A 22,305-nucleotide genomic window follows, 5' to 3' on the forward strand; every position below is an offset into this window, starting at 1 on the left:
GCTCCAATACAGAACTACCTCACCATAACCAGACGGAATTCCGCCCATTTTAGCTAACCTACTACAAATAAAAATCTTTCAAAAGAAAAACTAGCCTATTCACCGTTATTTTGACCACACCCACTCCTCAGTGGCAGCTCCCCAACGACGAGACGATTTCCACCGATTGGGTCGAGACTGTCCAGACGATTGCGAATTCACCCAATCCGCCAAAGCGAGCGGCGGAACTACTGTGGCAACGTGGCATTCGCACAGCCGAGCAACTAACAGCGTTTATTGCCCCTGATACCTATCAGCCTACTCCACCAGCTGCTTTTGGCTCAGAAATGAAGCAAGCTGTGGAACGCATTCTTCAGGCCGTGGAGCATCAAGAAACCATCACGATTTGGGGAGATTTTGATGCGGACGGTATTACCTCTACGGCGGTGTTGTGGGATGGTCTACGCCAGTTTTTTCCAGATGGACAGCTCAACTACTTTATCCCTAACCGGCTGACTGATTCCCATGGTCTGTCTATCCATGGCCTTGAGGCCCTGGCAGATGCAGGGACAACCTTAGTGATCACCTGTGACAATGGGAGTACTAACCTCCAAGAAATCGATCATGCCCGGACACTGGGGATCGATGCGATCATTACCGATCACCACACCTTGCCGGATGAGCGACCGAACGTGGTCGCCATCATTAATCCACGTTATTTTGAACCCGAGCATCCCCTGGCTAACCTGTCTGGTGTTGCGGTTGCCTACAAGTTAATCGAAGCACTCTATGGCTGTCTGACACCCACACGGCCTCTGGCAGAGCTGACGGATTTAGTGGCCATTGGTCTAATTGCAGACTTGGTGCAGCTGAGCGACGACTGTCGCTACTTAGCACAAATTGGTATTCGTCAACTGCAGACCCATCTAATAACAGACGATCCAATTCGTCCTGGGGTGGCTCAGCTACTGAGGCTGTGTCGTCGAACCGGCGATCGCCCTACGGACATTTCCTTTGGCATTGGTCCCCGCATCAACGCCGTTAGCCGTATCCATGGCGATGCCCGATTTTGCGTTGAGCTGCTGACCAGCCAAGACCCAGACCGTTGTCAGGAGCTAGCAGAACAGACGGAAATCGCCAATACCCGTCGTAAGGCCTTGCAAAAGGATGTTTACACTCAGGTGAGCCAGCAGCTGAGTGGGGTAGATATGGCCACTGCCCAGGTAATTGTGCTAGCCGATGCTCAATGGCCAACGGGTGTATTGGGAATTGTTGCTGGTCAAGTGGCTCAGGAGTACGGCAAGCCAACAATTTTGCTCACCATTGATGGTGAGGTAGCGCGGGGCTCAGCTCGGTCAGTGAATCAGATTGATCTGTATCAGCTAGTGACAGACCAGGCGCATCTATTAACTAGCTTTGGCGGGCATCCCTTTGCGGCAGGCATGACGTTGCCGGTGGAGAATGTCGGTGTGTTTGCCGATGCCCTGAACCGGCAGCTGCGGCAGGTGGGAGTCACCTCTGGTCCGATGATTCAGGTGGACTTGGACGTGAGCGTATGTGAGCTGGGTAAGGAGTTATTTCAGCAGCTAAATTTGCTAGAGCCCTATGGCATGGGCAATCCGGTGCCCCGATTGTTGATTCGCCATGCTTGGTTTGATAATACTTGGCATCAGAAGATTAAAGACCCAATCTCGCATCGTAAGCTGAGATTTATCAAAACCCATTTTTTGATCAAGGACGATACGTCGACAGCTGGATTTCCGGGACTGTGGTGGGGCCACTATAAAGATGACCTGCCCGTGGGTCGTTGTGATGTGGTGGTAGAGATAGATTTTAATGCCTATTCTCGACGGAAACAGCCCCAGTATGGCGGCTATGAGGTGCGGTTGATCGATGTGCGCTCTGTGGAGTCTGAGACTGCTGTGTCGGTGGCCATACCCAAGCAGCAGGTGATTGATTGTCGTGCCCAATCTGCTGCAACAGATGTATCCGATGCGCTGGTGGTTACCCAGTGTCCGACGACATGGCAAGACCTGCGCCCCTGGTTTCATCAGGCTAACCAGCAGCATGCGCCTTTGGTGTTGGCCTATGACAAGCCTGAGCCGGTGCCTCCGATTGAGGTGTGGAAGCGGCTAGTCGGTATTGCCAAGTATCTGGCGCGCACGGAGACATGTGTGACGGTGGCAGAACTAATGACAAAGCTGGAGCTGGGAGAGGTGGCGTTAGGAGCTGGGTTAGCTGCATTGGGTAGTTTAGGGTTTCAGATCAGAGAGACTGATTTGGATGCGCCTATGGAAGTCGGAGGGCTTCCCCCATCTCCTTTACTATTTTCCTCTATGGCCATCACTCTCCTATATGATGCGAGTCTGGCTGCAACAACAGAACAACAACAGACTAAGCTACGGTTGTTCTTAGCAAGTTTACGAGAAGAACAGTTTCAGCGAAAGTACTTTTCTGATGTGCCTGTAAATGTTGCTCAAACGGTTATGGAGCGATAAGCGTATGAGTGCTAGAACAATCCCAAGCCTGAGTGATGTCTTAACGTTTCATGAATGTCTGCTGAGGCAACACCGTGGCGCTGTAAGCTGAGCCTGAGCTAACAGCGCCGTGCTTCTATTCTGATGAGAATTAATAAACAGACTGATTTAGAACTTGTTATTGTCAGTGCCAGCGATCGCAACGGGTTGATTTTGCCACTGATTATTTTGAGCCTAACAGTATTGGGATGTATCCTTATCGTTTCTAGTGGAGAAGTGCCTGCCTATGGTTTCTGGTTACTGGCGGCTTTGGGAGCCTATGGCCTGTATATGCTCTACCTGGCGCTACAGTCGGAAACGCTAACCTTGGATAAGACGGTTGATGCAGTTAGATGCGATCGCAAAACCCTACTTGGCACTAAACGTTGGCAGCTGCAATTCTCCACACTACAGAATGTCAGTGTAGGTACCCACAAACGTCGATATAAAAAGCGCAATGGTAACTATGGAACGCATTGGTTCTACAACCTAACGTTTGCAACCAGCGATGATCAGAAAAAAGAGATGCTCTACTACAATGATGGTGAGGGTGTAGATGCAGCGTTGCAAGCCATCAAAGAGTTTTTAGGTGAAACACCCTTGCAAGGTGATAATCCGCGCGAACGGCAGTTCAATGCCTCCAATCACCGCATGAGAATAACACCGGATTATCAAACCTGGCGCGAGGCTATTTTTAACATTGATGCTGGCCAGGCAGGGGGTTCTGACAGTGCTATTGATCCAGTGTATGCTGTGCTGATGGACGTTGGTATGATGGATGAGCGCACATCGGAAAAATGGGCGATATCGTTGACTGCGTTTCTATCTGGCGAGGCTTCTTTTCGACCCACATCAGGGGGTGGCATGGTTGGGTTGGGGGCTGACCTCAAGGTGGCCCAAGTCGCTCAAGAAATTGTTCAAATGGCTCAAACGCTACTGCCAAAAGCATCTCCCATCGAGGACCATGCTCTACCTGAACCTGACCTGATTCAGTTTCTCTTTCTGACGCCCGATGGAGTTTATGGCGTGGCAGACGATCTACACCGGTTACAGAAAAAAACTGACGATCCTTTTAATACCATGTTGAACAAGTTCGGATTTATTCGTCAGTTTGCCGATCAGCGTATAGATCAAAGATAGGCCTCTCTTCTCACACATTTACGTATGACATATACGATGTTGAGGGCAAAGAGAACGTTTTCTCATTCTATTTTTATGATTAGGGAGCCTTTAGAATTAAGCTCAATGTACTCTGCTATCTTTGTGTTACGTAGGGTTTGTTATTAATAATTCTCTATGATCATCGGATACCAAAAACCAGCTGACGGTATCTTCTGTTTTCTCTCTGGCAAGGTAGAGATCAAATGGACCAGATTCTTTTTTTTCTCGACTGGTTAGCTGGATGGTAGCTTGGTAGGTGCCTTGAATGTGAAATATATCGTCATCTTGAGGTTCGCGTAGGGTTACTTCAACCTGACGGAGTTTAACGTTGGGCAGTTGAGGTACTTTGGGCGCTAGATGAATGATTAGTGCCTGCTGGGTTTGGGCCATTTTGATGGCTAGGCCTTGTTCTATGACTGATTGAGGTGGCATGGTGCCAAAACTGCTACAGGCTTGTAAGAGTAAAACTAGGCTAAGCAGACATAACCAATGTAAACGACCCATAATCCTTTATCTACAGCAACGCCCTAATTTTAAAGTTGACCTACCAGGATGTGAAGTAGAACATGGGGATTGTGATTTCCGTTTGTGCTTATACAGGCTACGGAAATAGGGGCAATGCTGCAAAACTCTGGCTAAAGTTTGGGCCTGCAACCAGCCTAATTCTAGAAAACCGCCCAGCATACTGGCTATGATGGACCAGGATAGCCTCTGCTAAATATTTCGGATATTCGGCTAATATTTCAGTCAATTGAGTCTGTAGGAAGAGATTGGTGAGAATCTTTTCTTTAACAGGGTTGGGGATGTCCGCACTTTTGTGGCTTAGGACTTAGTTGTCCTCCATCACTAGGCGGAACCCAAATAGGATATGTCGAGATTCTACAGGCCGATCATGCTGGTAGGCGGCGCGACAAAAACCGGGGAAATCGTCCCAACTGCAGCCCTTGAGGAAAACCTCAGCGCCACCTCTAGTCAGAGTGCTGGTGTACTCAAACACATTTCCTGCCATATCCTCGATGCCGTAAGGACTCTGGCTCAATGGATAAGTCCCTACATCACTCGTCCCATAGGGACCATTTTTGGCCCAATTTGTCCCATCATCTCGCCACTCACGACCCCAAGGAAAGTAGCGTCCATCTGTCCCCCGCGCTGCCTTTTCCCACTCCAATGCTGTCGGTAGCCGATAGCTGACGCCATCTTGACCAGAGCGCCACTCTGCATAGGCCACCGCATCTCCATAGGAAATCAGCACCACCGGATGATTTTCCTGCCCTGCTGGATATTGGTCTTCATGCCACAGATAAGGTTCCACCTCATTGTAGTCATGGACTAAAAAGCCCTGTTCCTGATAATCCGCTGCCGAAATCCCTGGTGATCGATGCTCTGTTGTTAGCACGAATGCCTGGTAGTCCGCATTGGTGATCAGGTTTTGGCCCATGCAGAATGAAGGCAAGGTCTCTGTGCGTCTGTCTGGTTCCCGCTCAAACCAACCCCGCTGGCGGTAGCCCGCTTCGGCTGTAGCCACATCCTCGGGCGAATCTGCAAACCCTTCTGCACTGATGCGATAGGCGTAGTCGCGTTCGGTGCGATCGCTACCTGCAATAAAGTCACCACCCTCCACATATGCAAATCCTGGCATTGCCTCACAGTCCGCCTGTGTCATCTCAGGCGTAGATCCAGACGTGACATCCTGACAGCCGATCAGCATCAACAGCGACAACAGACTCAAGTTTCTATGGATTGACCTTGTCATAGCTGTTCCTCTCACCAAGACGTATGACATCTTAAAGCGTTAGCCTGAGAATGGGCTGTGAATATTATCGGCATTATGTCGAAACGGATGCCTGTACTACGCCCGGCGGTCCCAAACCCAGACCAAACTGTTGAATGCCCTCAACCCTAGCGGTCTCGACAACAATATCCCCAATAAAAATAGACGATCTAAAAGTGGCTGTGCCTTTTGCCATCCCTGCAAATTACAATGCGAATCACGTATTACCAAGCTTCTCAGGGCGGTATATTTTATCTCCTACATGCAGTTAACCTTGCGCCTCGAACCTATCTTCTTTCAGCTTAGCAGTACCATCAGCCTGCAAAACCCATAGCTCTTTATGAATCACTCCATGGGCCTTGTTCATCTTCCATTTCGAAGATAAAACAGCTGTTGTTGCATCCAGGACTTCGATCTTAGGTTCGATGTACTCCACATCAGAAAAACCATCATCAATCAGTTGTTGCCAAAATGCTTGGATCTCAGCGTGCCCTGTAAAAGTACCGAAGGGAATAGCCTGCATGATGGCAGATGCCTCATATTGAGCTGTGCAGCCTGCGGCATCACCTGTGTTAAATGCCATTTTCCATCTTGAACTAGCTTCATTGACAGCTGTTAACAAGGTTGAATTTTGAGGGACCTGGTTCATTGTTTGGATTCCTTTGCCGGTATACATTACCCAGGTTAGTGATACTCAAACTGGAAAAACAGTGTCAAAATCGACTTATTTGATGTCATTTCTGACAACCTATGGTTCAGCAGATAACGATTGGTCTCCTGATGTATCCTGGTGCACAGCTGTCAGCGGTTTATGGTCTGACGGACCTGTTTTTTACAGCTAATCGGATAGCGATGGAGCATACCCCACGAACTGTGGAACCATTGTCAGTCAGCCGTTGGCAGCTAGCCCCGAAGTCAGGATCCGTAGAGGTTCTGGATAATACTGACTGCCCAAATCAACTAACGGTAGTCATTATTCCCCCTAATCTTGAAAGCCAAGGAACAGATGAGCCAGACGTTGTGCTATTGGACTGGTTAAAAACACAACATGACGGAGGAGCTGTCATTTGTTCTATTTGTACAGCGGCCTTTGTACTGGCTCGTACTGGCTTGCTAGATGGCCGACCTGCTACCACCCATTGGGCTTTGAAAGAGGTGCTGGCAACTCAATTTCCTAAGGTGCGAGTGCGGACCGAGCAGATGGTAATTGAGGATGGCGATATCATCACCGCAGGAGGTGTGACGGCTTGGATTGATTTGGGCTTGCGTCTGATTGACCGATTTTTAGGCCCTTCAGTAATGCTAGAGGTGGCCCAGTTTTTTCTTATTGATCCTAACGGTCGAGAACAACGGTTTTATAGCAAGTTTGCGCCTCAGTTCTACCATGGTGATGAGGCGATATTGCGAGTACAGCATTGGCTTCAAGCCCATTACAGTGAGTCCATATCTATTGCTGATATGACGACTGTGGCCGTATTGGGAGAACGCACATTTTTACGTCGTTTCAAAAAAGCGACTGGCATGAAACCCATTGAATATCTTCAGGCTTTGCGGGTAGGTAAAGCGAGAGAAATGCTAGAGTTTTCTCAAACCTCGTTTAGTGAAATTGCCTGGAAAGTTGGATATGAAGATCAGGGTGCGTTTCGAAAAGTCTTTTATCGGTTGATCGGGCTGCAACCCAGTGAATATAGACGTCGATTTTCTGTACGAGTGATAACTGATGTGACTAGCTAACTTTGAGGCGCAGTTGGTTAAAATTATTTAGAGGCTTTACTCCAGCCCTTTTCCATAGCCTCTGCCTCTGTACAAAACCACTTTTCACCCTGTTCTGGACTGATTACGGTTGTTTGATAATCTGCCATATTTGGTAGGTGATAAATCTTTTTGCCCGTATTGATGGAGATGTTACCTTTAATGGTGCAACCTGGTTTGGTAATGGCAGTAATCAGGCCAGGAGAACGGCTGGACCTAAACTCCAGAATGATTAGAGCCATGGCAGATAGCATAATCACGCCGATCATAGTTTGAATTCGCCCACTTTTTTTTTGCTTAGGGAAACTGGGTTTTGGTGATTTAGGTTTGATGCCTGCGATGGATGCTTTCGCCGCCCGGACTTTTCCTTTTGGAGTGATAACTCGCTGATACAAAATAGTATCGCCCACCTTAGGGTGAGGACTATTTTCTGGAAGCGCACTGATATGGAGGAAGACGTTTTTACCTCCATGATGGGCTTTGATAAAGCCAAAGCCTCTGCCTTCTTTCCAGGTGATTAACTGCCCTTTCGTCAAAATAGGTTTCATGGACTGTTCCCTAAACTTGATGCCTATTTTGTAGGCTTACTAGTCTGATTATGGGATGACAGGACAGTATAGTTAACGCTTTTGTGAGGCTATGTAAAATAAAGTCATTGCGGTTCAGGGGGGGGCTCTAAGTGATTTGTTATCCCCAACTAACTTGATGGCATCAAGAGACTGTATATCTCTGACAACCGTTTAGCTAATGAAGTCTTCTTGGCAGGTGCTTTCGGCAAGCTGGATATGGACCCTCAGTCGTTGACCGGCTGAACAACGAAACGGAGGAATCTGGATGTAATCATCATGCGCCCCAGCTTTTACACTTTTTAGCAGTTCCCCAGTTTCTGATAGCTCTAAGGCGAGCATGACATTGTTAGGCAAGATGGTGTCGCTAGATGGATAAAGCTGAATCCGAATATTACGACGTTTGTTGGCCTCAATATCCACACTAAACATCAGCAACAGATCATCGGGAGCAGTATTCAGAAAGATCTTTTTGCCACAGGTGAGAACAGCTGTTCCGTCAGCATCTGAGCGCAACCTCGATATTTGAGACTGAGGAAGCAACACATCTAAGCTTTGCCAGCCTTGCTCAAAGATATTTTCTAGCCAGTCTTCGATGCTGACGGTAGTGGCATTTTGTCTCTTGATATATAAAGCTTGTCGCCACTGGTCGTTGCTAAACAATGCACCCCACTGGCTAAAATTGATTGCTAGCCTAGGGTCAGGTACATGCGCTAATTGTTGCACTAGGCTTTCCGCTTGAGTGGCGGATAAATCAGGCAGCATATCTATTGGGCTAGATTGGACTTGTTCCATTTGCTGGGCGACCCAAAAGGTAGAAAAATCCTGTACTAAATCTATCTCCTTAAGGCGGTAGACACGTTCAGCAGAGTCGTAGTCACTCTTAAATTGAAGCTGTCCGTAGGTCGTGTAGCCCCACAACACCAGGTGTTGCTCATCAACATCAACGTAGGCAGCAATGTAATAATCTGCAGACCAGCCAGGTAGATCAACCCATTCTTGAGGTACTCTTAATTCCGCTGCATCGATTGTTTCGGCAAGAATTACCACAATTCGGTTGTTGCCCAGTGATAGGGGTAAGCCCTCGACAACATGCCAGATGTCAAAGGGGGCTGCATGGGGCCATGAACCCACAGCTTGGTCAAATTCTTCCTGGAACCATGACATGAGTGCCTCTAGCCCCAAAGAGTGTAAATAGATACGCCAGCGAGCAGCTGGATCGGAAATGGACGTACTATGCTGCCACTTGATCGGGTCGGTTGGTACTTCCAGAACAGGCTGTACGGGATTGTCAAATAACACGCTCATTCCAATACCTTTGGTAACTCTGGGGAATAGTGACGCTGCAACCACTCATGTATTACCTCACTAACACTAGCTAGTACGGTAGCTTCATTGGGGATATGCAAGGTTTCTTGACTCCAGGTTGTAACACTGAGAAGTAAGCGTTGACGGATTCGACTAAGCTTACGAGATACTTGATATTGCTTGATATCTAGCTGATTGGCAATATCATTCTGGGTAAGTGCTTGCTGATAATACAAGGTTAACAATGTTTGACTAGGTGTATCTAAATTTGCCACTTCATTTTTCAAGATGGCTCCAATTTGCTGTGCACGTAGTTGCTGTTCTTTATAGTCTTCAGTAGCGAGTAGCTCTGTCATTGGAGTGTCATGGGTTTGTAGAGCATCTAGCTGTTCTTCACCGGAGTCATCATATTGAGGTTGATTGAGGGATGTTATAGAAGGTGTCAAATAAGATCTCGCGATCGCAGCTAACTGGGTGAGCTCTCTCAAGAGTTCTTTAGTACCAACATCTATACTTATATCTACACCGTTAGAGTTAGGGATCAGATTGTAACGAAGTTGGTTATAGCGTGCAGAGATGGCCTGTAATTGTTCTTTGTTTGGAGGCTGTAATCCGCGAACCAACCGTCCTGGCTCAGGGATGCAAACATCTTTAAAACATTTCCAGATCAAGATTAAGGGGTCTAAGTGGATGTATCCGGCTGACTGTAGGGAGTTTTTTAACTGCGTTTGACTCAGTCTGCGTAATAATCCCCAGTCGCTACTGATGTTAATGGCTTGTTGCTGGCGCAGTTGGTCTCTAAGGCAGTTGCCAAATGCAGTGCGGGCATAGGCTCTGAGATTGCTGCTGTAGTCAGGATTGTAGCCATTGAGAATTCGATCAACGTGTGCGATCGCAATCTGAAAGCCATCTGCAAGGGAGCACTGAACCATGGGAAACCGACGGGTCACATGATCGGCTGCCCAATAGCAGGGTTCTTGCAAATAGGCCCATAGATGTTTGGTGGCGTCAGGAGTCTCCTCTCTGAGTCGATACCAATATAGGACCCAATCCTTTTCTGAATGCTCCAATGGTCTATTTTGAAGCAGTTGCTGTTGCATGTTTCTGGCCAGACGTGGCTCAGATACCCATGCATCAAACCGATCTCCCTCGAACTGGATAAATGTGGAGAAAATTGCCAAAATGTCAGTCCGGGGACGCATTGTCTAATTACAAAATTGCACAGCAGTACGTTGACAAATCCTGTGGGTCATTAGTTCTGGCTCCATTCAGGGTTAAGGGTTACGATACTATAATGCGTTCGATTCTACGTAAGATCACGGTTAACTTATAAATTGACGTACTTGATTTAGCCGCAATGCTTCAAAAGACGACTCTGCCATAGCTTTAGTCCTAGTATGGTCGTTTTCCATAATGGCGATAATGCCAATAGCCTTAGCACGGTCGTTTTCCATAATGGCGATAGTGCCAATAGTCTTAGCACGGTCGTTTTCCATAATGGCGATAATGCCAATAGTCCTGCAGAATCTTGTCATGATCAAAGCAGAGACTATCAGGCAGCTCCCATAGATCGAACACCTTAAAGTTTTTGGCATCGTCCCCCGCAGTGGGTTCTCCAGTAGCTGTCGCTAAGAAAACAATACTAATGGTGTGTTTACGTTGGTCCCGGCTGGGGTCAGAATACACATGAAATTGCTCTAGTAGCTTGATATCTAACCCAATTTCCTCTTTCGCCTCGCGAATTGCTGCTGTTTCCACCGACTCGCCGTAGTCCACAAAACCACCGGGAATTGCCCAACCCAATGGTGGGTTCAACCGCTCAATCAAAATAATCGGACGATTTGGTCGATCGATTAATTCAATAATGATGTCGACAGTGGGAGCGGGATTGCGATAGGCCATAGGGTCGCTAACAGGTGTTCTTAACAGGACGGTCTTGCATCAAATAACCATGCTAAAGTCAATTGGCTTGGATTAAGGCCAAGACATTGTCAAAGCTTAAGCTCTTAGACTTTGCTTTGGTGAAGAACGGCTGTGCGACTCCCTGTCTTTACATCCATGCCTTTATAAAACAGTGGGCATTGCCCTTCAACTAACCCAGTACCCTTTATTCTTCACCCTTCGTCATGGCATTCACCCGAGCTAGTGGTATTTTGTTGCACCCCACGTCGCTACCCAGTCGTTATGGCATTGGAGATTTGGGACAAGCGGCCTATGGTTTTGTGGATTTTTTAGTGGAAACTAAACAGCAGCTTTGGCAAATTTTGCCCCTAGGACCAACGGGCCACGGTAACTCTCCCTACATGTGCTATTCGGCCATGGCCGGTAATCCTTTGTTGATTAGCTTAGATGAATTAGCAGAGCAGGGGCTATTGGAGAAAGCTGATCTGGGAGAGGTGCCTGAGTTTTCCGCTGAGCGGGTGGAATATCACAAAGTGATTCCCCATAAGCTGGAATTACTAAAGAAAGCGGCTCAAAAATTCCAGATGAAGGAGCCTCAAGAGTTTCAGGAGTTTTGTCAGGCCCAGGCCTTTTGGCTAGAGGATTACAGTCTGTTTATGGCGCTGAAGGATGCCAATCAGGGGGCCAGCTGGACTGATTGGGACCGGGCAATTGCTAAGCGGGAACCAGAAGCGTTAGACCTGTGGCGAACTAAGTTGGCGGATGCCATCTTTTTGCAGAAGTTTTTCCAGTTTGAGTTCTGTCGCCAGTGGTTTGCCCTCAAAGCCTATGCTAATGAGCGACAGATTCAGATTATTGGCGATATGCCGATATATGTGGCCCACGATAGTGCGGATGTATGGGCATTCCCCGAGAACTTTATGGTGGACCCTGAGACACTGCTGCCGTCTCAGATGGCAGGGGTGCCGCCGGATTATTTTAGTGAAACCGGTCAGCTGTGGGGGAACCCCACCTATAACTGGGAAGAGCTAGAAGAAACCCAGTTTGATTGGTGGCTTAAACGAATTAAAACGTCCCTATCCTATGTGGATCAGATTCGCATTGATCATTTTCGTGGGTTTGAGTCCTATTGGGCGGTGCCTGAAGGTGAAGAAACCGCGATGAATGGTCAGTGGGTTGAAGCACCCGGTGTGCCGCTGTTTGAACGGGTGGAAGAAGTATTGGGTAAGCTGCCGTTTTTAGCAGAAGATCTTGGCATCATCACCCCTGAAGTAGAAGCTCTGCGGGATAAGTTTGGTTTCCCAGGTATGAAGATTCTCCAGTTTGCCTTTGGCTCGGACCATCGTAATCCGTATTTGCCATTTAATTGCGATCGCAATTTTGTTATTTACACAGGCACCCACGACAATGACACCACCGTTGGTTGGTATAGCAAGGCCAATGATTATGAAAAACAACGCCTGATCGACTTTGTGGGTGGTGTGGCCCCGGAATCAGTGCATTGGGCGATGATTCGTTTGGCCCTGTCTTCTGTGGCTACTCTATCTATCGTTCCCCTGCAAGATTTACTCGGTCTAGGCTCCGAAGCCCGCATGAATACCCCAGGACTCGCCGAAGGTAACTGGGAGTGGCGGTTTGATGCTGCCATGTTGAATCCCACTGTATGCCATCAATTTAGAACCCTCACAGAGTTGTACGGGCGCGCTACCCATCAATGGCCCTAAACATCGTCAATCTTGATGGATTTACTTGATATTGATCGGGCAATGACGTAGCCATTGCTTAAGTTTTGTCATGAAAATCTCTATTAACTTTGTCTGTGTTTGTAAACGAAGTTAATAGAAAAATTTCGAGAAGATAAAAATTTAGTTAACGCTCCAGAATGATTTATGGGTCAAGTTAACAGAGGTGGAAGACTGGTTTATAGCTTGTGGAGTTTCCCCTACACAACTCGACGTGTAGTCAAATTTACTGAAAATGATCAGTTCAAACAGGGGTCTTCCTTGCAATATCCCTGATAGAATCCAACCTAGAGGTAATTAAGGCGACATGTATGGCCATGGTTTCTAGCGGGCTAGCTCCTATCCAGTCCTCGCTGCGGGTAGGTTTAGGTAGAGTGTTAGTCGTTGAAGACGAAGAGCTGATCAGAGAGACAGTAGCGCTGGCCTTAGCTGAAGAAGGATTTGAAATTGTCGTTGCCGCAGACGGCCCAACAGCGTTAGAGAAATTACTGGGTTCGGCTGATGGTAGCAAAGATGCAATTCCAGACATCAGTCTGGTGATTTTGGATCTGATGTTGCCAGGAATGAATGGATTAGATCTTTGTCGATTGGTACGGCATCGAGGTCTGAATGTGCCCATTTTGATCCTCAGTGCCAAGGGGACAGAAATGGATCGCGTTGTCGGTTTAGAAGTGGGTGCCGATGACTACCTGTCTAAGCCATTTGGCATGCGTGAGCTGATTGCTAGATGTCGGGCTTTGCTGCGCCGCTATCAATCTACGGCTAAGTCAGAAGATAGTTCCGCACTGCGCTTTGAGGGTATTACGCTACATCCCAATGAGTGCAGGGCATTTCTCAACGATGTTGAACTTAACTTGTCGCCAAAAGAATTCAAAATCCTAGAGCTGTTTATGGGACGACCTCGTCGGGTGTGGTCCCGAGATCAGATTATTGATCGTGTCTGGGGGTATGACTTTATGGGGGATAACAAGACAGTGGATGTGCACATCCGTTGGTTGCGCGAAAAATTGGAAGAAGATCCAAGTAAGCCTAAGTACTTGAAGACTGTGCGTGGGTTTGGTTATCGATTGGGTTAAATGATTAGAATGCAAAGTTGCAGTACTTAATACTGCAATTGGTCCGAATCCATAGCTGACTGATTGTTAAGATATCTATGCCCTTAAGCATATCTATGCCTAAGGGCTACAGGATAGTGAATTGTTATGGGGCGTAGGATGGATACTGCCAACCCTCTTCGCTATGGTCAAAATCCCCCATGAACCGGTTGCGGTAAATCGTAAACAGTTTCTCCACGGCATGGTGGTTTCACCCCACACGGTTGCCGCCAAAGCTGGTGAGACAATTTTGCAGCAGGGTGGCAATGCTGTCGATGCAGCCATTGCTGTCAGTGCTGCCCTGTCAGTTACCTATCCCCACATGAATGGTCTGGGTGGGGATGGTCTGTGGTTGATTTATGATGCGTCCACTCGGCAGGTAAACGGCTTGAATGGATCAGGTCGTTCGGCTGCCTGCTTGAATAAGCCCATGGTGCTCTCGCAGCGAGGGGCCGCCGCTGCCATAACGGTACCTGGAGCTGTTGATGCTTGGTGGGAGGCCCATCAACGGTTTGGGCAGTGGCCCTGGGCATCTCTGCTGAAGCCTGCTATAGAGCTGGCCCAAAAGGGCTACCCGCTGTCGTCATCCCAGTTTCGCTGGACTCGGAAAGATCGAGACCTATTGATTAGGGACGCTGGGGCAGCAGCCACATTTTTGGCCCCTGAACAACGTCCTGGTTGCACGGTTAAAAATCCAGCATTAGCACAGGTACTGGAAACCCTGGCTAGGGATGGTGTGGATGCTTTTTATCGTGGGCCTATTGCCCGCGCCATTGTTGATTATGTTGCGCCCCTGGGGAGTCCCCTGAGCTTGGGAGATTTTGCCAATCACCAGAGCGACTGGGTGGAGCCGATGACGACCACCTATCGAGACCATACCATCTATCAGCTGCCCCCCAATACTCAGGGGCTGTCAGTGTTGCAGATTCTGAATTTAATTGAGCCCTACGACATCGCTAATTTGGATGAGGTCAGCTATTACCATCTGATGGTGGAAGCGACTAAGCTGGCGTTTTGCGATCGTGACCGTTGGATTGGCGATCCCTCATTTACCCATGTCCCACTAGAGCAGTTAGCCTCAAAGGCCTATGCCGATCGGCTAAGAACTCAAATTAATTTATCCCAGGCCCGAGTTGAAAACCCCTTGCCAAAGGGGGGCGATACTATCTATGCAGCGGTTGTAGATCGCTACGGTAACGCTGTTTCCTGGCTGCAAAGTTTATATTTTGACTATGGCTGTGGCGTTGCGCCCCCAGAGCTAGGCTTTGTGCTTAACAATCGAGGTGCTATCTTTTCCCCTGATCCAAACCATGCCAATGGAGTAGCTCCTGGTAAACGCCCCCTCCAGACATTGATTCCTGGGATGGCTTTGCAACATGAACGACCTCACCTGGTTTTTGGGACCATGGGTGGGGAAGGTCAGCCTCAAACCCAAGTTGCCCTGCTTACCCGTGTCTTAGATCTGGGCGTCGATATTCAAACTGCCATCAATATGCCCCGCTGGCGTTGGGGCCGTACCTGGGGTGAAACGTCTGCTCGACTGGCGTTAGAAGGACGTATTAGTGATGACATTTGCCATGGGCTACGCCAGCGCAAACATCAGCTTCAAATCGAGGCGAATTGGTCCGAAGCCATGGGCCATGCCCACATGATTCAGGTGCAGAAGACCCGTCTTTTTGGGGCCTGTGACCCCCGAAGTGACGGTTTAGCCATTGGCGTTGGTTAGAGTGAAATCGAGCAGACCCTTCAGATCGGTTCACAAAAGATAAATAAAGGCAAAATAAAAATTTTTTAGAAAAAGGTTATTTGGCTGGCCAGGAAATAGCTAAAACCTTGGCAACATCTCTAACCGGCTGCGGCAACAACTAAAGGTTGCCGCAGCTTCATCCCTGGTTTCACTTCAAATCTTACAAAAATCCTTGATGGAAGTTTGTTAGAGTAGTCGCGCACGTAGTTCCATGCCCCCATGACTTCGCCTAATACAGATAGACCTCCTAAAGGGCGGCTATTTTGGAAAAAAGTAGCCATTACCCTAGGGGCAGGTACCCTCATACTTGGCACCGCTGCCGCCATAGGGGCTTGGGTTTTTATCAATAGAGGATTAACGCCGCTATTGGAACGGCGACTCTCCACTCTTTTAGAACGTGAATTAGAACTCGGTGACCTACAGGGCCTCTCTTGGAATGGTTTACGGGTAGGGCCTTCTAAATTAAATGCTACGGAAACCGATCCCACCTATGCGACGGCGCAGACTGTAGATGTGGGATTTAATCCACTGCAGGTGCTATTCCAACGGGAGCTAGAGATTGACCTCAGGTTAGTCGGGGCCGAGGGCTATGTTGAGCAGCACCCAGATGATGGCTGGCTAGGCATTGATGTACCCACATTTGAACCGGTGGAAGATCCGCTGATCAAGGTGCGGATGGATGATATTGATTTGGTAGATAGCCAAATCACTGTGGTCCCCTTACCAGCGGATGGGGCAGAGCCGACACCGTTAACGTTGGTCGATCTTAATGGCACTGTGGCGATTGAGCCAGTGGACGTTAATGGTCAGGAGGCACAACGAATAGAGTTTGCAGCCACCATCACACCGCCCAACGAGGGTGATTTAGAAATCACTGGTGCTGTAGTGCCGACACCTTCTGGGAATGATGAACAGCCTATACAGCAAGAAATTAGGCTGAATGTCAATGCTCAAGGAGTCGCTGCTGAGACGGGTTTGACCTTTCTGTTGCCCACGTTAGGACAACAGGATTTGCCCCTGGCAGCGACGGCTGGCCGGGTTAGCGGTAACTGGACCGTTTCATTCTTGCCAGACCAACCGGTAACCGTGGATGGAGCCGGTAGCCTTGATAATGGTCAGCTACAGTTGACATCCCTGCCAAATACGGGCCCCTGGGGTAATACTATCGAGGATATCGATGCTGAAGCTCGATTTAAGGGCACTACGATTACGGTTGACAGCGCCAGGGGAAACTATGAAGACTTGGTGGCTACGGCCACGGGTACCGTTGACTGGAATGGCGACTATGACCTGACTGCCCAGGTTGCAGATGTGGACCTTGAACAGCTGTTAGAGCGTTCTGAGGTGGAGTCGCCCATTGCTCTAAGCGGTGTTTTTGACAGCAACATCGCGATTACGGGGCCAATTTTGCAGCCCCAACTCTCTGCCAGGGTTGTGGCTGATGGCCCAGTCACCGTTGATCGACTGGTGCTGAATGATGTCAATGCTGATGTGGTGCTAGAAAGCGATCGCATTGAAAATTTATTAAACACGGTGACGGTGGCTCAAATTAGTGCCACCCCCGAGCTTGGGGGGCAAGTCACGGGTAGTGGTGTTTTGAATCTGGCAAATTTACCCGATGGCCCACCAGAGTTGGACTTTGAGGCTACGGCGACGAATGTGCCAGGGGATGCGATTGTTGCGCTCTATGATGTTGAGCAACTGCCAGTCACCCTGGGCGCGATTGTTGCGACAGCAACAGTTACCGGTCCCATTGCTGCCTTAGAAGCCCGAGTTAATGTCCAGGCCCCCACCCTTGCCTATGGCGGTCAGGTTTATCCAGCCAATGCCACGGCAGTGTTTGCCGATGGCGGTTTCTCCATTCCCCAGGCATTGGTGCAGGTGGGTGCAGGTACTCTAACCGGTAGCGGTGACGTCGGGACAGATAGCTGGCAGGCCAATATCGCCGCTAATAATATCGATTTACAGGCATTGGGCATTGCCCAGGCTCTCGCGGGTAATCTCAATGCCGATGTTGCCCTGGCAGGTCCGGTTCAAGGGGCTTCCCTGGAAAACCTGCTGGCCATGGGAGACTACAATCTGCAGTTGGCCGATGGGTCAGTACAGGGCAATGCAGAGCTGGTAAACGGTCGCTGGCAAACCGATGCCAACCTCAACACCATTGGCCTCAGTCAGTTTGCAGCACAGCTAGGGGGCACCACCAGCGGCACTGTAACCTTATCGGGGGATGTCAACGCGCGTACCCTGGCGGATCTGCGTGGGCGTGGCGATTTAAGTTTCTCCGCTGGCCTGGCCGGATTCTCGCCGCAGCTAGCGGGGTTAGATGCCCCCCTCACCAGTCGCTTTGCCTGGACCGGCCAAGACCTACTCATCGAAGACGCTAATAGTGCTCAGCTCCAGGCACGGGGGGTAATTTCTCCCCAGTTTGAAGGCAATCAGTATCAGGGGATTCGTGGGTTTGAGTTAGATTTAGACGCCCAGCGCTATCCGTTGGCACTACTGCCTGTCCCTGTCCCCTTATCCGGTTTTGCTTCATTATCAGACGGACGGTTAGTGGGCACCCTCGATAACCCCCAGTTTAGCGGGACCCTTCTACTGGAAGATTTTGCCGTCAATCAGGTCGCCTTTGATCCAGTGCTATTGGGGCCGGTCAGCTACCAGGGTCCATCAGGACTGATGGTGGATTTAGATGGGCAAACGGGGCCAGCCACCCCCGATGGTCTAGCCGATGGCATTGCGGTTAATTTTCAAGCTCCCCGAAACATAAACTTTGATGTCAGCTGGCAAGGGGCCCAAGCCTCTGGCCGCACCGAGGGAGATATTTTACGGGCCACACTCCAGGATCTGCCGCTGCAGGCCTTAGGCTTACCAACGGTAGAGCGTCTGGGGGGAGGCCTTAAGGGCACCCTGTCTTCCCGGGGTGAATGGGTCGTCGACTTGAATCGTCAAACCCTGGTGGGCGATGTCTTTATTGCTCAGCCAGGGGTGGGGTATCTCAATGCTCAACAGCTTACGGGGCAATTGGCCTATCGGGATCGGCGGGTCTTTGTGGAACGGGGTGAGCTCATTTTCAACCCATGCTCCAATCGGCTGAATGGTCAGGCATTGCCCTCCTACTGTGGCGCTCCGGATGTGGCTGACAGTATCTATCGCTTCAATGGCAATGTGCAGCTGGATACCCTGGCTTACAATGCCAATGTTTCTGTCGAAAATGGTGATATCAAGGACGTATTCACGGCCCTTGCGATTACAGACCTGGATGATTTAATCCAAACATTTCAGGCTCCAACGTGGGTAGAAAATCAGCCATCTCCTGAAGAGATTCCACAGGTATTAGCTACCCAGGCGACGGGTAATACCGAAGCAGCATTATTAGACCAAATCCGTCGGTTGGCGGAAATTCAAGATATTCAGGAGCAAGAGGCTCTGGCTGAGGCACAGAACCCGATTCCGCCCCTAGATGAGCTGGAAGGACGATTTGATGCGACTGTTCGCCTCAGCGGTCGCCCCCAGGAAATTCCCGAAATTATGTTTGACGTTGACGGTCGTTCCTGGACTTGGACCAGGGACTTTGTGGCCGATCGGGTGGTGGCGCGGGGGCAGCTGGCCAATGGCAACCTAACGCTACAGCCTGTGCGTTTAGAGACCGCTTTGCCACCGGACGGAGAAGGGAATCCACGTCAGGCATTTGTTAACCTGGCCGGTAACCTATCGCTGGTGGAAGAAGATGCATCCAGCTTGCAGTTGGTGGCTGAGGACCTGCCGGTGGCAGCGGTGCGTGATATTTTCAATTTGCCAGTGGGGCTAGAGGGGCGATTGGATTCGATCGCAAACTTTAGTGGCGGTTTGGGCAATCCAACGTTGCGAGGGGATGTTGTCCTGACCGATGGCAGCATTAACGAGCAACCCATTGAGCAGGCGGAAAGCCTATTCCTATATGAAAATGCTCGCCTGCTGTTGCAAGGTGAGTTGCTACAAGTCGATAATCCCCAGCCCCTGACCCTGGTGGGAGATATTCCCTATGCCTTTGACTTTATGACCGTGCAACCCGCTGATGATCGGATTGCATTGACCCTGGATGTGGCTGATGAGGGATTAGCTCTGCTCAATGTTCTCAACAATCAGGTGATATGGGAGTCTGGCAAGGGGCAAGTCTCCCTTGAGGTGGGGGGGCGATTGAGTCGACCCACCATCAGCGGTTCGATGAATGTGCGAGAGGCGGTGTTGCGATCGCCATTGCTACCCGATCCCCTCACAGACTTTAACGGAAGCGTTGTTTTTGAAAACAATCAGATCAATGTGCTGGAGTTGCAAGGACAGTACGGTAACGGTCGGCTACAGGCCGCAGGGAGCTTCCCCCTATCATTTCCTTTTATTATCGATAGCGCCGATCTGGCCCTTTTAGGAGCTGACGACCCAGGCGATGTCGCCGAGGACAACGATGCTACACCTGCTGTTACAAATCCTCCCATTGCCGATGCTGCCATTCCAATGCATCCCTCTGGTGCCCTGACGTTTACCCTGGACGACATCGATCTAGACCTGCGGGGTATTTATGAAGGAGGCGTTAACGGCCAAGTGGTCGTCGGTGGCAGCCTCTTATTAGGTGGCCCTCAGTTAGGTGGTGTGGTAGAGCTTGCTAACGGTCGTTTGTTTTTACCTGAAGGGGGTGACGCCGCGCCCACATCAGAATCCGAACAAATCTCCAACTTTATTCCTCGGTTTGAAAATCTCAAACTTACGTTAGCGAGAAACATCCAGATCCAACAAAGTAATTTACTGAATGTAATTGCCCAAGGAGATTTGCGCGTTACCGGTCCCCTCAGACCATTTCGAGCCATTGAACCCGAAGGGACTATTCGGTTACGGTCTGGCCGCATTAATCTCTTAACCACCACATTCCGATTAGCCGGTCGTGATAACGTGGCGCGATTTGTGCCGGAGCGAGGGATCGCTGATCCACTCCTGGATATACGATTGCGTACCTCGGTGACCGAAACCCAACAGCTGAGTCCTGGGGTAGAAGCAACAGCATTTGCCTCCTCAGAAGTGGCCGATACGTCTGTCGATCCCTTCCAGGGCACTGCGGGCATCGAAACGATTCGTATACGAGCTACCTATCAAGGCAGTGCCAGTAACCTCCTCGAAAGTTTATTCCTCTCAGACATCAGTGATTCAGTGATTGAATTTTCTAGTTCCCCCCCTCGCTCTAGACAGGAAATTGTTAATTTACTTAGCGGTAGCTATATTGCTGCATTACAGTCGGGGCAAGGGGTGATTAACTTCTTTGGAGGAGCGTTGCTAAATACCGTGCAGGATTTTGTGATCAGCAGACTCAACCTGAGTGAATTCCGTCTGTTTCCTGTAACTGGTGCTTCTCGATTCTCCAACGAGGAAAATAGTGGTTCTGCCCTAGATGTTGCCACTGAAGTGGGATTTGATGTGACTGATAACATCACCCTATCACTGTTGAAAATTTTGACCGATAGCACCCCTGCAGAATTTAACGTGCAATATCGCCTGAGTGACGAATTTTCCATCCGTGGCACCACTAATTTCGACGATCGCAATCGAGTTTTGCTAGAGTTTGAAACACGGTTTTAGTCTAGATACTTTCTACCTGGACATGGCTTCTCATAAATTTATCAAATTGCTGATAAACGCTGTGGGTGGTGTATCTATACTGATAACTAGTCTCAGTAGACGAAGTCAACCAAAGGCAGCTCCCACCACACACTTGGCTTGATTGCTATGCAATCGTACTGAGCGCACCTCCCGGATCATTTCCTAATATTTAACCATCCGTCCACTTCCTATGAATCAGCTCATATCTCGGCTTACTCGCCCTGCCCTAGCGGCACTTCTGGCTTTGTTTGGTTGTGGCTGGACGGCACAGGCTGTAGAGGCCCAAGCCCTGCTGCCCTATACGCTCCCCCTAGATGAAGAACGGCTGACAGCAACGGGGCTCACCTTGGCTCAGGAGGCGGCTCAGCTGGCTCAGTTCCAGCAATACGAGGAAGCCTTGGCGCGGATTCAACTGGCCGCTCAGCTTGCGCCCCAGGACCCGCAAATTCTGGCGTTGATGGGAAGCTTGCACCTCCAGGTTGGCGACAGTGCTGCAGCGGTGACTGCCTTAGAAACTGCCAAATCCATCAGCAACGACGATCCCGTTATTTGGTTTACCCTAGGGTCCGCCTACTTTAGTGAAGGAAAGTATCTCCAGGCGTCTAACTCCCTAGAGAAGGGGCTGAGTTTAGAACCCGGCAATCCCGGAGCTCACTTTGATTTAGGCAATGCCTATTACAAACTTAACCGTTATGATAAAGCTATTGAGCAGTACGAATCTGCCATTAGCTTTAACGAGTCTTTCTGGCCAGCGGTTAACAATATTGGTCTAGTTCTGTATGAAATGGGGCAATTAGAACCTGCTATTGAGCAATGGGAGCGCTCTCTGACTCTTTCTGATGAAGAGCCCGAGCCGACATTGGCCATTGCCGTTGCTCGTTATGCTGCCAATATCAATCGCCCTGCTGCCATTGAATCGGCCACTGCAGCACTGGAGCGTGACAGTCGCTATGCTGACTTGGCGTTCCTTGAAGAGAATCTTTGGGGTGATCGTTTACTGAGCGCAACAGAAGCTATGTTCAGTACACCCGGAATCCAAGAGGTTCTGGCTGGACTGTAGACGAAGCCTGACTTAAACCAACAATTTAGATCCTCCAATAAATATACTACCTAGGCATTTAGGTAGTATATTTGATCTAACT

16 protein-coding genes and 1 pseudogene are annotated in these 22,305 nt (G+C 49.3%); 8 read left to right on the forward strand and 9 right to left on the reverse strand.

Features of this window, described 5'->3' with window-relative positions; all coding sequences use genetic code 11:
* Window positions 1-110 precede the first annotated feature (110 nt).
* On the forward strand, window positions 111-2,477 hold the full coding sequence (gene recJ, locus U2F10_RS17400) for a single-stranded-DNA-specific exonuclease RecJ (RefSeq protein ID WP_499872869.1): 2,367 nt from the start codon (window positions 111-113) through the stop codon (window positions 2,475-2,477).
* A 123-nt stretch (window positions 2,478-2,600) separates the two neighbouring features.
* Complete coding sequence (locus U2F10_RS17405) at window positions 2,601-3,635, forward strand: hypothetical protein (RefSeq protein WP_499872871.1); 1,035 nt, start codon at window positions 2,601-2,603, stop codon at window positions 3,633-3,635.
* A 126-nt stretch (window positions 3,636-3,761) separates the two neighbouring features.
* Here the strand turns inward: U2F10_RS17405 and U2F10_RS17410 are convergent, their stop codons facing one another.
* The 4 genes from U2F10_RS17410 to U2F10_RS17425 all read right to left on the reverse strand — a co-directional run bounded on the left by U2F10_RS17410 (window position 3,762) and on the right by U2F10_RS17425 (window position 6,076).
* Entirely contained in the window at window positions 3,762-4,088 is a 327-nt protein-coding gene (locus U2F10_RS17410) for a hypothetical protein (protein ID WP_163660779.1), read from the reverse strand.
* Window positions 4,089-4,485: 397 nt separating this feature from the next.
* Window positions 4,486-5,409: a formylglycine-generating enzyme family protein gene (locus U2F10_RS17415; RefSeq protein WP_499867010.1), complete on the reverse strand. Its 924-nt coding sequence runs from the start codon at window positions 5,407-5,409 to the stop codon at window positions 4,486-4,488.
* A 73-nt stretch (window positions 5,410-5,482) separates the two neighbouring features.
* On the reverse strand, window positions 5,483-5,623 hold the full coding sequence (locus tag U2F10_RS17420; protein WP_163696898.1) for a hypothetical protein: 141 nt from the start codon (window positions 5,621-5,623) through the stop codon (window positions 5,483-5,485).
* 72 nt (window positions 5,624-5,695) lie between these two features.
* Window positions 5,696-6,076, reverse strand: coding sequence for a Cif family virulence factor (locus U2F10_RS17425; protein ID WP_163696896.1), 381 nt, complete (start codon window positions 6,074-6,076; stop codon window positions 5,696-5,698).
* Window positions 6,077-6,177: 101 nt separating this feature from the next.
* Between U2F10_RS17425 and U2F10_RS17430 the strand changes: the two genes are divergently transcribed.
* The gene (locus U2F10_RS17430; protein ID WP_163696894.1) at window positions 6,178-7,161 is read left to right on the forward strand and encodes a GlxA family transcriptional regulator; all 984 of its coding nucleotides are present in this window, start codon (window positions 6,178-6,180) and stop codon (window positions 7,159-7,161) included.
* Window positions 7,162-7,184: 23 nt separating this feature from the next.
* Here the strand turns inward: U2F10_RS17430 and U2F10_RS17435 are convergent, their stop codons facing one another.
* The 5 genes from U2F10_RS17435 to U2F10_RS17455 form a co-directional block, all read right to left on the reverse strand.
* Window positions 7,185-7,727, reverse strand: a complete 543-nt coding sequence (locus U2F10_RS17435; protein ID WP_163696892.1) for a sunset domain-containing protein — start codon at window positions 7,725-7,727, stop codon at window positions 7,185-7,187.
* 192 nt (window positions 7,728-7,919) lie between these two features.
* Window positions 7,920-9,053: a DUF1822 family protein gene (locus U2F10_RS17440; protein WP_499867009.1), complete on the reverse strand. Its 1,134-nt coding sequence runs from the start codon at window positions 9,051-9,053 to the stop codon at window positions 7,920-7,922.
* Complete coding sequence (locus tag U2F10_RS17445; protein ID WP_499872874.1) at window positions 9,050-10,255, reverse strand: sigma-70 family RNA polymerase sigma factor; 1,206 nt, start codon at window positions 10,253-10,255, stop codon at window positions 9,050-9,052. Before U2F10_RS17445 ends, U2F10_RS17440 begins: the two co-directional genes overlap by 4 nt.
* A gap of 120 nt (window positions 10,256-10,375) precedes the next feature.
* Window positions 10,376-10,549, reverse strand: coding sequence for a hypothetical protein (locus U2F10_RS17450; protein WP_499872876.1), 174 nt, complete (start codon window positions 10,547-10,549; stop codon window positions 10,376-10,378).
* A complete protein-coding gene (locus tag U2F10_RS17455) occupies window positions 10,530-10,955 on the reverse strand; it encodes an NUDIX domain-containing protein (RefSeq protein ID WP_163660796.1) in 426 nt (141 codons plus the stop codon). Before U2F10_RS17455 ends, U2F10_RS17450 begins: the two co-directional genes overlap by 20 nt.
* A 206-nt stretch (window positions 10,956-11,161) precedes the next feature.
* On the opposite strand from U2F10_RS17455, the pseudogene malQ reads away from it, so the two are divergent.
* The 5 genes and pseudogenes from malQ to U2F10_RS17480 form a co-directional block, all read left to right on the forward strand.
* Window positions 11,162-12,679: pseudogene (gene malQ / locus U2F10_RS17460) on the forward strand (4-alpha-glucanotransferase); the annotation flags it as partial.
* Between the two features lie 329 nt (window positions 12,680-13,008).
* The gene (locus U2F10_RS17465) at window positions 13,009-13,773 is read left to right on the forward strand and encodes a response regulator transcription factor (protein ID WP_163660800.1); all 765 of its coding nucleotides are present in this window, start codon (window positions 13,009-13,011) and stop codon (window positions 13,771-13,773) included.
* Window positions 13,774-13,936: 163 nt separating this feature from the next.
* Window positions 13,937-15,517: a gamma-glutamyltransferase gene (gene ggt / locus U2F10_RS17470; RefSeq protein WP_163660802.1), complete on the forward strand. Its 1,581-nt coding sequence runs from the start codon at window positions 13,937-13,939 to the stop codon at window positions 15,515-15,517.
* A 240-nt stretch (window positions 15,518-15,757) separates the two neighbouring features.
* Window positions 15,758-21,142: a translocation/assembly module TamB domain-containing protein gene (locus U2F10_RS17475; RefSeq protein WP_499872877.1), complete on the forward strand. Its 5,385-nt coding sequence runs from the start codon at window positions 15,758-15,760 to the stop codon at window positions 21,140-21,142.
* Window positions 21,143-21,353: 211 nt separating this feature from the next.
* Window positions 21,354-22,223, forward strand: a complete 870-nt coding sequence (locus U2F10_RS17480) for a tetratricopeptide repeat protein (protein WP_499872879.1) — start codon at window positions 21,354-21,356, stop codon at window positions 22,221-22,223.
* Window positions 22,224-22,305: the final 82 nt, after the last annotated feature.

Origin of the sequence: Leptothoe sp. EHU-05/26/07-4 (assembly GCF_043421015.1) — a bacterium.
GTDB classification, from domain to species: Bacteria; Cyanobacteriota; Cyanobacteriia; order Phormidesmidales; family Phormidesmidaceae; genus Leptothoe; species Leptothoe turfae.

Excerpts from the sequence above, each read along its gene's own strand:
- U2F10_RS17420 (WP_163696898.1), bottom strand. The coding sequence starts at position 5,623 with ATGGCAAAAGGCACAGCCACTTTTAGATCGTCTATTTTTATTGGGGAT.
- U2F10_RS17410 (WP_163660779.1), bottom strand. The coding sequence starts at position 4,088 with ATGCCACCTCAATCAGTCATAGAACAAGGCCTAGCCATCAAAATGGCC.
- U2F10_RS17405 (WP_499872871.1), top strand. The coding sequence starts at position 2,601 with ATGAGAATTAATAAACAGACTGATTTAGAACTTGTTATTGTCAGTGCC.
- U2F10_RS17450 (WP_499872876.1), bottom strand. The coding sequence starts at position 10,549 with ATGGAAAACGACCGTGCTAAGACTATTGGCACTATCGCCATTATGGAA.
- U2F10_RS17465 (WP_163660800.1), top strand. The coding sequence starts at position 13,009 with ATGGCCATGGTTTCTAGCGGGCTAGCTCCTATCCAGTCCTCGCTGCGG.
- U2F10_RS17415 (WP_499867010.1), bottom strand. The coding sequence starts at position 5,409 with ATGACAAGGTCAATCCATAGAAACTTGAGTCTGTTGTCGCTGTTGATG.
- U2F10_RS17435 (WP_163696892.1), bottom strand. The coding sequence starts at position 7,727 with ATGAAACCTATTTTGACGAAAGGGCAGTTAATCACCTGGAAAGAAGGC.
- U2F10_RS17440 (WP_499867009.1), bottom strand. The coding sequence starts at position 9,053 with ATGAGCGTGTTATTTGACAATCCCGTACAGCCTGTTCTGGAAGTACCA.
- ggt (WP_163660802.1), top strand. The coding sequence starts at position 13,937 with ATGGTCAAAATCCCCCATGAACCGGTTGCGGTAAATCGTAAACAGTTT.
- U2F10_RS17455 (WP_163660796.1), bottom strand. The coding sequence starts at position 10,955 with ATGGCCTATCGCAATCCCGCTCCCACTGTCGACATCATTATTGAATTA.
- U2F10_RS17480 (WP_499872879.1), top strand. The coding sequence starts at position 21,354 with ATGAATCAGCTCATATCTCGGCTTACTCGCCCTGCCCTAGCGGCACTT.
- U2F10_RS17430 (WP_163696894.1), top strand. The coding sequence starts at position 6,178 with ATGGTTCAGCAGATAACGATTGGTCTCCTGATGTATCCTGGTGCACAG.
- U2F10_RS17445 (WP_499872874.1), bottom strand. The coding sequence starts at position 10,255 with ATGCGTCCCCGGACTGACATTTTGGCAATTTTCTCCACATTTATCCAG.
- U2F10_RS17475 (WP_499872877.1), top strand. The coding sequence starts at position 15,758 with ATGACTTCGCCTAATACAGATAGACCTCCTAAAGGGCGGCTATTTTGG.
- U2F10_RS17425 (WP_163696896.1), bottom strand. The coding sequence starts at position 6,076 with ATGAACCAGGTCCCTCAAAATTCAACCTTGTTAACAGCTGTCAATGAA.